The following is a 5,773-nucleotide window of genomic DNA, read 5'->3' as shown; positions in this document are numbered from 1 at the left end:
CCTCCCCTCCACCCCCACCCCCCCGCGGCGCCCCCCCGCCGCCCGCCCCCGCCCCCCCCCCCCCCCGGGGCGAGACGGCCGAGGACGAGAGGGAGGGGAAGCGGGAGGAGGAAGCCCCCCGACGGTCATGTCCGATTCCCGCCAGTCGACACCCCTCCGGTGCCGCAGACTGGACAGCGTGATCGACGACGACATCCGGTATCGAGCCGTGGACAGCCGGGACTCCCGCTTCGACGGCGTCTTTTTCACCGCCGTCACGACGACCGGCATCTACTGCCGGCCGAGCTGCCCCGCGGTGACGCCCAAGCGCACCAACTGCGTCTTCTACCCGAGCGCCGCCGCTGCCCAGGGCGCCGGCTTCCGCGCCTGCCGCCGCTGCCGCCCCGACTCGGTGCCCGGCTCGCCGGAGTGGAACCACCGGGCCGACCTGGTCGGCCGGGCGATGCGCCTGATCGGCGACGGCCTCGTCGACCGCGAGGGCGTCGCCGGCCTCGCCCACCGCCTCGGCTACAGCGCCCGCCAGCTCCAGCGCCAGCTCATCGCCGAACTCGGCGCCGGCCCGATCGCGCTCGCCCGCGCCCGCCGCGCCCAGACCGCCCGGCTGCTCCTGCAGACCACCGAACTCCCGGTCACCGACGTCGCGTTCGCGGCCGGCTTCGCCTCCGTCCGGCAGTTCAACGACACCGTCCGCGAGGTCTACGACCGCACCCCGAGCGGCCTGCGGGCCGAGGTCGCGGCCGGCCGCCGCATCGCGACCCCGGCCGGCGGCCTCACCCTGCGCCTCGCCTACCGCGGCGCGATCGACAGCGACCACCTGATCGACTTCCTCGCCCTGCGCGCGGTCCCCGGCGTGGAGGAGGTCGTCCCCGGCGCGCGCCCCGGCGTCCGCACCTACCGCCGTACCCTCGCGCTCCCCTACGGTCACGGCATCGCCGAGGTCGACGGCCTCGCGCCCGGCGACGAGCGCACCCGCGGCTGGCTCGACTGCCGCCTCCTCCTCGCCGACCTGCGCGACCTGCCGACGGCCGTCCAGCGCCTGCGCGTCCTCTTCGACCTCGACGCCGACCCCGACGCCGTCGACGAGCAGCTCGGCGCCGACCCGCTCCTCGGCCCGCTGGTCCGCGAGCGTCCCGGCCTGCGCTCGCCCGGCCACGTCGACCCGCACGAGCTCGCCGTCCGCGCCGTGCTGGGCCAGCAGATCACCGTCGGCGCGGCCCGCACCCTGGCGGGCCGGCTCGCCGAGAAGTACGGCACCGCCCTGCCCGAGCCCAACGGCGGCCTGCGCCTGCTCTTCCCGACGGCGGCCGCCCTGGCCACCGCCGACCCCGAGGACTTCGCGATGCCCGCCGCCCGCCGCCGGGCGCTCACCGGCCTCTGCGCCGCGCTCGCCGAGGGCGTGGTCCGGCTGGACGGCGGCGTCGACCGGGAGCAGTCGGCCGAGCAGCTGATGGGCCTGCCCGGCATCGGCCCCTGGACGGTCGGCTACCTGAGGATGCGGGCACTCGCCGACCCCGACGTCTTCCTCCCGAGCGACATCGGCGTCAAGCACGGCCTCGTCCGCCTCGGCGCCCCCGGCGACCCCAAGTCCGCCGCCCGTGCCGCCGAGGCGTGGGCCCCCTGGCGCTCCTACGCGGTCCACCGGCTGTGGGCCGGGTCCGCGAGCGCCACCAGTACCGGAACGGAGAACGCACGAGCATGACCACGACCGTGTTCACGACCATGGAGAGCCCGTTCGGCCGGCTGCTGCTGAGCGGCGTCCGGCCCGACGGGGACGGTCCGGCCGCGCTGGCCACCGTCACCGCCCCCGGCCAGAAGTACGCCCTCGCCGAGCCCGCCGACGACTGGGTCCTCGACCCGGAGTCCCTCGCCGAGCCGGTGGCCCAGCTGACCGCCTACTTCGCCGGTGAGCGCACCGGGTTCGACCTGCCGCTCGCCCCGGAGGGCACCGACTTCCGGCGGCGGATCTGGGCGGCCCTGGACGAGATCCCGTACGGCGAGACCGTCACGTACGGCCGGCTCGCCGCGATGGCGGGCGAGTCGCCGCGGGCCGTGCGCGCCGTCGGCGGCGCCGTGGGTGCGAACCCGCTCCTCATCGTCCGCCCCTGCCACCGCGTCCTCGGGGCCGGCGGGGCCCTCACCGGCTTCGCGGCCGGGGTCGACCGCAAGCGCTGGCTCCTGGAGCTGGAGAGCGGCACCCTGTTCTGAGTGCCGGCCGGCCCGGCCCCGATTCCTAATGCCGCCCTGCCCGGCCCCGATTCCGAGTGCCGTCCCGCCCCGTCCCGTCCCACCCCGCCCCGCCCCGTGCCGAGCCGGGTCTACGCCCGAAGGTCGACGCGCCAGTTGTGGCTCCGCATGAGGCGGCCGGGCGGGAACTCGAAGTCCGTCTCCCCGAGCAGCGTGAAGCCGGCCTTCTCGCAGACGGCGTTCGACGCGGGATTGTCGACCGACGGGAAGGCGTGCAGGTACCGGTGCCGGGCCTCGCGGCGGGCGGCGGCGACGGCCGCGCGGGTCGCGGCCACGGCGATGCCCCGGCCCTGGAAGGGCGGGAGGACGTTCCACCCCATCTCGTGGACCGTCCCGCCCTCCCACGTCCGGGTGCCGTAGCCGACGGTGCCGACGGGTTCGCCGCCGGGGAGCAGCTCGATCCGGTACATGCAGCCGAGGCCGGAGGGGACGAAGTCGAGGTAGCGGGCGTGCCGGACGAGCAGCTGCTCCTCGCTCTCCGGGCCGCCGACGTGCGTCTTCATCTCCGGCGTGTTGACCCGGCGCAGCAGCGCGAGGTCGGCGTCCGTCCAGGGTTCGAGGTGTACCAGTGCCGTGTTCACGGCACGCACGGTAGTGCTCGTGGGGTGGGCGTGACCAGCGGTTATTCGGCGGTCGGGGTGGGGCCGGCGAGGGCGCGGGCGAGCTGGTCGAGGGCGGGCAGGGCCTGGAAGACGGCGTCGCGGTCGGCGGGGTCGAGGGTGCCGAGGGCGTCGGCGATGCGGCGTTCGTGGGCGTGCTGCCAGTCGTCGAGCTGGCGCTGGCCGGCGGGGGTGAGGGCGATGCGGGCGGTGCGGCGGTCGCCGGGGTCGGCCTGGCGGTCGACGAAGCCGGCGTCGAGGAGTTTGCCGACGAGGCCGCTGACGGTGTTGGGTGCGAGTCGCTGGCGGGCGGCGAGTTCGCCGACGCGCAGGGGTGCGGCGGCGAGGGTCTGGAGGAGTTCGACCTGGGCCATGGGGAGGGATTCCCACGGGTAGTCGGTGCGGATGCTGCTGCGCAGGGCGCGGCGCAGGCGGGTGACGACGTCGGTCAGCCGGCGGGCGTGTTCGACCGACGTTTCGGGGGTTCCGGTGGCGGAGTCGGGAACGTGCGGTGACGACGGCATGGCGGACAGCGTATCGCCTGGTACGGACGCTTCAGCCGGCCCGGTGGGGGTGCCGGGGAGCGGGTTCGGGCGCTGCCCCCGGCCGCTGCGCCGGCCCACGCGGATCGCCGGCCGAACCGCCGGCCGAACCGCCGGCCACACCCCGTGCGCATCTGATTCCGATCAGGTCGTAGAAAGAACATGTCTGCATCCGATATATTGAGTGACATGAACGCCACCGTCCTCGCCGCGCGGCTGCTCACCGAGCGCCCCAGGCCCCGCGGCATAGCCGGCTGGCGCCACGCCCACTGGCTGGCCGTCGGCACCGTGTGTCTCGGTGCCTTCCTCGGTCAGCTCGACGCCAGTGTGATCGCCCTGGTCTTCCCGGCCCTCGGCCGTCACTTCGGCGCGGGTTTCGCCGCCGTCGAGTGGGTCGCCCTCGCCTACCTGCTCGTCCTGGTCGCCCTGCTGGCCCCCATCGGCTGGCTGTCCGACCTGGTGGGCCGCAAGACGATGTACATCGGCGGTTTCGCCGTCTTCGGCCTGTCCTCGCTCTGCGCCGGGTTCGCCGGCGGCCTCTGGATCCTGGTCGGCTGCCGGGCCGTGCAGGCCGTCGGCGCCGCGATGATGCAGGCCAACAGCGTCGCGCTGGTGGCGCGCGGCGTGCCCGAGCACGCGATGCGGCGCGCGCTCGGCATCCAGGCGGCCGCCCAAGGCCTAGGGCTGGCGCTCGGGCCGACCCTCGGCGGGCTGCTGGTCGAGCACGCGTCGTGGCAGTGGGTGTTCTGGGTCAACGTGCCGATCGGCGTGCTCGGCATCGTCGCCGGCTGGTACCTGCTGCCGCGCACCAGGGCGGAGCGCGCGGCGGTCGTGCCCGGGCAGCGCCGACCCCTTGGGAAGGCGCACCGCTTCGACTTCCCCGGCATGCTGCTGATCACCGGCGCCACCACGGCGCTGCTGCTCGCCCTGTCCACGGCCTCGGGCCTGCCGCTGCCCGGTTGGCTCGTCGCCGTCCTCCTCGTGGCCTCGGCCGTCCAGACGCTCGCGCTGGTGCGCCAGGAGCAGCGGGCCGCCCGGCCGATCCTGGCGCCCGGGCTGGTCAACACGCCGGGCGTGCGGTCCGGGCTGGTGGTCGCGCTGATCGGGTACCTGCTGCTGTTCTGCCCGCTCGTGCTGGGCCCGGTGCTGCTGACCGGAGCGGGCGTGTCGACGGCCGGCGCGGGCCTGGTGATCACGCTGCTGCCGGCCGCGTTCGCGGTCGCGGCGACGGTCGGCGGCGGGCTGCTGCCGCGCGGCTGGTCGGACGTGACGAGGTGTCGCTCCGGCGCGGTGACGGCGGGTGCCGGACTGCTGCTGTTCGCCCTGCTGCCGGTCTCGGCCGGGGTGTCGGCGGTCCCGCTGCTGGTCGCCGGGTACGGTCTGGGCCTGCTGCTGCCGGCGAACAACGCGCTGGTGATGCGGGCGATCCCGGCGGCCTGCTCGGCGGTCGGCGGCGGCATGGTGAACATGGCGCGCAGCCTGGGCACGGCGCTCGGCATGGCGCTGTCCGTCCTGGGTGTCCACCTGGCGGGCGCGGCGTCCGGTGGGCGGACGGTGCTGCTGGTCCTCGCGGGGGTCGCGGCGGCGGCCGTGCTCCTCACCCGGCCGGTCCGCCCTGCCCGCCCTGCCGGCCCAGCCGGCCCCGCCCGCTCCTGACGGGCGACTAGGACACGGCGTTCAGCGCGTCCTGGGCCCGGTTGAGGCCGAGCCGCACGAGCGTCTCCACCGCGTCCGCGCAGCGGTCCAGCACGCTCGGCAGGGCGACGAGCTCGTCCTCCGAGAACTTCTTCAGGACGAAGTCGCCGACGCTCTGCCCCTTCGGCGGGCGGCCGAGGCCGAAGCGCAGCCGGACGAAGTCGCGGGTGCCGAGGACGTCGCCGACCGAGCGCACGCCGTTGTGCCCGCCGGGGCCGCCGCCGCGCTTGAGCTTGCAGGAGCCGAACGCGAAGTCGAGGTCGTCCTGGACCACCACCAGCTGCTCGACGGGCACGCCGTGGCGCCGCATCAGGCCGGCCACCGGGCGGCCGGACAGGTTGATGAACCACTGCGGCTTGACGAGCAGCACCCGTCGGCCGTCCACCTCGATCTCGGCGACCCGGCTGCCGATCGCGCGCCGCCGGAACCGCGCGCCGTGCCGCTCGGCGAGCCGGTCGACGGCGAGGAAGCCCGCGTTGTGCCGGGTGAGCCGGAACCAGGGGCCGGGGTTGCCGAGGCCGGCGACGAGCCAGGGGGCGGCGGGGGTCATGTTCGGTGCTCCAGAGCGCAAGGGGGAACGAACCGGGGGCCGGTTCGAGAAATCAGGGTCGAAAGAGAGCGGGGTGGGGGGGGGGGGGGGTGGTGTGGGGTGATGGGGTGGGAGAGGCACACCGACGAGAGACGAACTGCGCG

General features: G+C 75.5%; 6 protein-coding genes. 3 read left to right on the top strand and 3 right to left on the bottom strand.

What is annotated here, in order from left to right:
• Positions 1-127 precede the first annotated feature (127 nt).
• Positions 128-1,699: a DNA-3-methyladenine glycosylase 2 family protein gene (locus tag ACFV4G_RS16875; protein ID WP_380440923.1), complete on the top strand. Its 1,572-nt coding sequence runs from the start codon at positions 128-130 to the stop codon at positions 1,697-1,699.
• Positions 1,696-2,205, top strand: coding sequence for a methylated-DNA--[protein]-cysteine S-methyltransferase (locus ACFV4G_RS16870; RefSeq protein ID WP_380440920.1), 510 nt, complete (start codon positions 1,696-1,698; stop codon positions 2,203-2,205). Before ACFV4G_RS16875 ends, ACFV4G_RS16870 begins: the two co-directional genes overlap by 4 nt.
• A 110-nt stretch (positions 2,206-2,315) precedes the next feature.
• On the opposite strand, the gene ACFV4G_RS16865 is transcribed toward ACFV4G_RS16870, so the two are convergent.
• Positions 2,316-2,834 (bottom strand): GNAT family N-acetyltransferase, encoded by a 519-nt coding sequence (locus ACFV4G_RS16865; protein ID WP_380440918.1) that lies wholly within the window; start codon positions 2,832-2,834, stop codon positions 2,316-2,318.
• Between the two features lie 32 nt (positions 2,835-2,866).
• Positions 2,867-3,367 carry a MarR family winged helix-turn-helix transcriptional regulator gene (locus tag ACFV4G_RS16860; RefSeq protein WP_380440916.1) on the bottom strand — a complete coding sequence of 167 codons (501 nt, stop codon included), beginning with the start codon at positions 3,365-3,367 and terminating at the stop codon, positions 2,867-2,869.
• 207 nt (positions 3,368-3,574) lie between these two features.
• Here ACFV4G_RS16860 and ACFV4G_RS16855 point away from each other — a divergent pair, with 207 nt between their 5' ends.
• On the top strand, positions 3,575-5,041 hold the full coding sequence (locus ACFV4G_RS16855; protein WP_380440914.1) for an MFS transporter: 1,467 nt from the start codon (positions 3,575-3,577) through the stop codon (positions 5,039-5,041).
• Positions 5,042-5,048: 7 nt separating this feature from the next.
• Here ACFV4G_RS16855 and pth read toward each other — a convergent pair whose 3' ends face one another.
• Entirely contained in the window at positions 5,049-5,630 is a 582-nt protein-coding gene (gene pth / locus ACFV4G_RS16850) for an aminoacyl-tRNA hydrolase (RefSeq protein ID WP_380440912.1), read from the bottom strand.
• Positions 5,631-5,773 lie beyond the last annotated feature (143 nt).

The sequence above is a fragment of the Kitasatospora sp. NPDC059747 genome (genome assembly GCF_042732955.1).
Classification (GTDB): domain Bacteria; phylum Actinomycetota; class Actinomycetes; order Streptomycetales; family Streptomycetaceae; genus Kitasatospora.
The sequence above is the reverse complement of the archived record's forward strand: the minus strand, read 5'-3'. Positions and strand labels throughout refer to the sequence as shown.

Bases quoted from the DNA above. Each gene is read 5' to 3' on its own strand.
- ACFV4G_RS16875 (WP_380440923.1), top strand. From the start codon at position 128: ATGTCCGATTCCCGCCAGTCGACACCCCTCCGGTGCCGCAGACTGGAC.
- ACFV4G_RS16870 (WP_380440920.1), top strand. From the start codon at position 1,696: ATGACCACGACCGTGTTCACGACCATGGAGAGCCCGTTCGGCCGGCTG.
- ACFV4G_RS16860 (WP_380440916.1), bottom strand. From the start codon at position 3,367: ATGCCGTCGTCACCGCACGTTCCCGACTCCGCCACCGGAACCCCCGAA.
- ACFV4G_RS16855 (WP_380440914.1), top strand. From the start codon at position 3,575: ATGAACGCCACCGTCCTCGCCGCGCGGCTGCTCACCGAGCGCCCCAGG.
- pth (WP_380440912.1), bottom strand. From the start codon at position 5,630: ATGACCCCCGCCGCCCCCTGGCTCGTCGCCGGCCTCGGCAACCCCGGC.